Genomic DNA, 2,853 nt, shown 5'->3' with positions numbered 1-2,853 from the left:
CTTAGGATATAATTAAACATGTCTTTCCTTTCTTTTGTGTTGCTTAGTAACTCACATTATAGAAGGAAGGATTTTTTTTGCAAAAAAATCGTCTGGGAATTTTTCCCACACGATTTATTATAGAGCCCGAATTTTCGCTGCTTGTTTTTTATTTTATTGTCTATACTTATGACTTTGATACTGAGGAAAATAGTGTTATAATATGACTATAATGTTTTCAAGTTTTAAATATTTCAGCTGATAATAATTCCTTTGAGGCAATCATTGGCGCGTTCATACAATTGCTGGAATTTTCATTTAATAACAAAAACCTAAATCCGTTAAAGTGAGAAAGTAAGGATAAGAGGTAGGAAGATGAGTAAGAAAAAAACAAGTTTATTTAAAATAATCATCGGTTTGTTCTTTTTTTGGAGTGGTGTCGGTATCGGTATTTATTACTATACGACTTATACAAGTGCGGATCATTTCTTAGAAGGAGAACATGTGACTTATCTTGTTATTAATGACAAAATACTTGATTACCGCAATATTGGTCGGGAAAATAGTGATAAAAAGAAGTCAGCTGAAAATTGGATAAACCAAAATCCTGAGCATAATATTGCAACTTGGGGCGGCGTTGCAACTCAAAATAATGAAGATAACCAAAATACGCATTTTATCGGTCACAATCCTGGTGTTTTTCGAGACCTCACCTCACTTAGACTTAACGATGTTATCAGTGTCTATGATAATATCAACGACATGCGTAATTATATTGTCTCTGAGATTGCCATGATTGATGATGAAGGAAATCTGATAAATCAAGAAAATGTTAATATTTATGAAAAAATAGTTGGCGCAGGAAATGAGGAGCGAATTACACTCCAAGCCTGCCTGAGCGATGTGACGAATATTGTCGTTATTGCCAAAGCTGACGCTGAAATTGAAAGGAAGTGATAGCATGTCAAAATCAAAAAGGCATCGCACTAAACACCTATTATTACTTGCAATCATGATGATAACACCGATTGCGACCACTTGTTTTACTGAAAATGTAAAAGCCGAAACGCCAACAATCGAACCCGACAAAACGGCTCGTGAGGCAAAATTTACCGATGCCAACGAATTAGCAACGATTGAATTATCCGTTAGACGCCTTGATGAAAGGTATCAACTGCCACTTCCAGGTGCTGTTTTCGCCCTAAAAGAGACGATGTTTGATGAAGATGAAACTATCGGCTTAGATTATACGGAAGGCACGATTCTGGTTACGGGACAACAGGCTTTTCTCCGTAATCAAAAAGGCGACAAGCTGAAAATTGAGCCCGATAAAGATTACTATCTCAAAGAAATTTTTGCGCCACTTGGCTATCGCAATCTAGGGGTAATCTATAAGATTCATACCAGTAAAGATGGTGCTAAAACCGCTGTTTATACGTTGGACAAGGATGGCAATATCAAAGATGACATCACACATACTTATAAAAATGAAGTGATTACTTTTGACGTTGGCAATAATGCGACCTATAATGTAGAATTGTTTAGTGTTGATAAAAATAGCGCAAAAGCATTAGCAGGTGCTGAATTTGACATCTCAACCCTAGAAGTTGCCCCAGATTTCGACCTAGATGAAGCCAAAAAAATTGACCTATCTCAATTTAAAGATGAATCTAAAACGGTCACTTTTGATGCCGATGGTAAAATTTCATATACCGATATTCCACGTGGCACACTTTACAAATTGACTCAAACTAAAGCACCAAAGGGCTATCGACTAAATAAAACATCGCTTGTCTTTTTTAAAGGTTTAAAAAATAAAATCATCGTTAAGCATGTTAATAACCTAACAGGTCAATTATCAAGCACCGTTTTTAATACTGATTTTGATGCCTTGGCGACGGACTATTCAGTCGCAAGAACAACAGACTCAGCTAATACAGATGCGCGAATCAAATTGAAAAGTTCGACACGTCTTGAACCATTCAATGCTGAATCACTTTTGAGAGATTCCAAACATTATTTCATCATTGTCGGTGGTGCCATTTTCCTGATATTTATTGGTATTGTTGTTATATTATATCGTGGGAAATCTAGTGAAGAAAGTTAGAATGATGAAAGGAGTAAATTGATTCAAATGAACAAGAAAAAGATAAGAACTTTGAGAATCCTTTTAGGACTGCTGATTGTTTTGAGTGGTATCGGAGGGGGCGTCTATTATTATCTCAACTATGTTGATGGTGATAGGGCTTCGGCGTCTAGCCATTTGAAAACTTATTTTGTTATTAATGGTAAACAGTTTGAGTATAAAAATATCGGGCGAGATGGCGATAATAAAGCACAAAAATGGATCGATAATAACCCCGAACGCAATATTGCGAGTTGGGGTGGTAAACCAATTCAGGACAATGATGAAAATCTAAACACTCATTTCATTGGTCATAACCCAGGCGTTTTTCGTGAACTTATCTCTATGCGTATCAACAGTGTGATTGAGGTTCATGATAACATCAATCCAATTCGTAATTACAAAGTCACTGACATTCTCATGGTTGACGACGAAGGCAATCTCATTGATCAAGTAGGTGTCAACGTCTATGAGCAGATGGTAGAACCCGGTGCAGATGAACGTATCACGCTCCAAGCCTGTCTGAGTGATATAACAAATATTGTGATTGTTGCTAAACCAGTTTAGGTTTTTAAATATCAAACTTTAAATGCGCTAAATTAGAAAATATAAACAGTTATACTGTCAAGCGAAATTGAAAATGTCCCAAAAAAAGTCTAAACATGAGTTACATTTATAAAGCAAAATTTGCTTTTAGATTCCATTTTTGATATGATTTAGTTATGATTTAGGCTGAATTTTCAGCTTGA

General features: G+C 35.7%; 3 protein-coding genes. All 3 read left to right on the top strand.

From position 1 onward, the window contains the following. Window positions 1–354: 354 nt before the first annotated feature. Genes Hs30E_RS10740 through Hs30E_RS10730 form a run of 3 tightly spaced genes read left to right on the top strand, consistent with a single transcriptional unit; the run spans window position 355 to window position 2,671 of the window. Complete coding sequence (locus Hs30E_RS10740) at window positions 355–936, top strand: sortase domain-containing protein (RefSeq protein WP_172209928.1); 582 nt, start codon at window positions 355–357, stop codon at window positions 934–936. 4 nt (window positions 937–940) lie between these two features. Beyond that, window positions 941–2,086, top strand: a complete 1,146-nt coding sequence (locus tag Hs30E_RS10735; protein WP_172209927.1) for an MSCRAMM family protein — start codon at window positions 941–943, stop codon at window positions 2,084–2,086. Window positions 2,087–2,113: 27 nt separating this feature from the next. Continuing rightward, window positions 2,114–2,671, top strand: a complete 558-nt coding sequence (locus Hs30E_RS10730; RefSeq protein ID WP_172209926.1) for a sortase domain-containing protein — start codon at window positions 2,114–2,116, stop codon at window positions 2,669–2,671. The last annotated feature ends 182 nt before the right edge of the window (window positions 2,672–2,853 follow it).

This window comes from Pseudolactococcus hodotermopsidis (assembly GCF_011170085.1).
GTDB lineage: Bacteria > Bacillota > Bacilli > Lactobacillales > Streptococcaceae > Pseudolactococcus > Pseudolactococcus hodotermopsidis.
The sequence above is the reverse complement of the archived record's forward strand: the minus strand, read 5'-3'. Positions and strand labels throughout refer to the sequence as shown.

Excerpts from the sequence above, each read along its gene's own strand:
- Hs30E_RS10730 (WP_172209926.1), top strand. The coding sequence starts at position 2,114 with ATGAACAAGAAAAAGATAAGAACTTTGAGAATCCTTTTAGGACTGCTG.
- Hs30E_RS10735 (WP_172209927.1), top strand. The coding sequence starts at position 941 with ATGTCAAAATCAAAAAGGCATCGCACTAAACACCTATTATTACTTGCA.
- Hs30E_RS10740 (WP_172209928.1), top strand. The coding sequence starts at position 355 with ATGAGTAAGAAAAAAACAAGTTTATTTAAAATAATCATCGGTTTGTTC.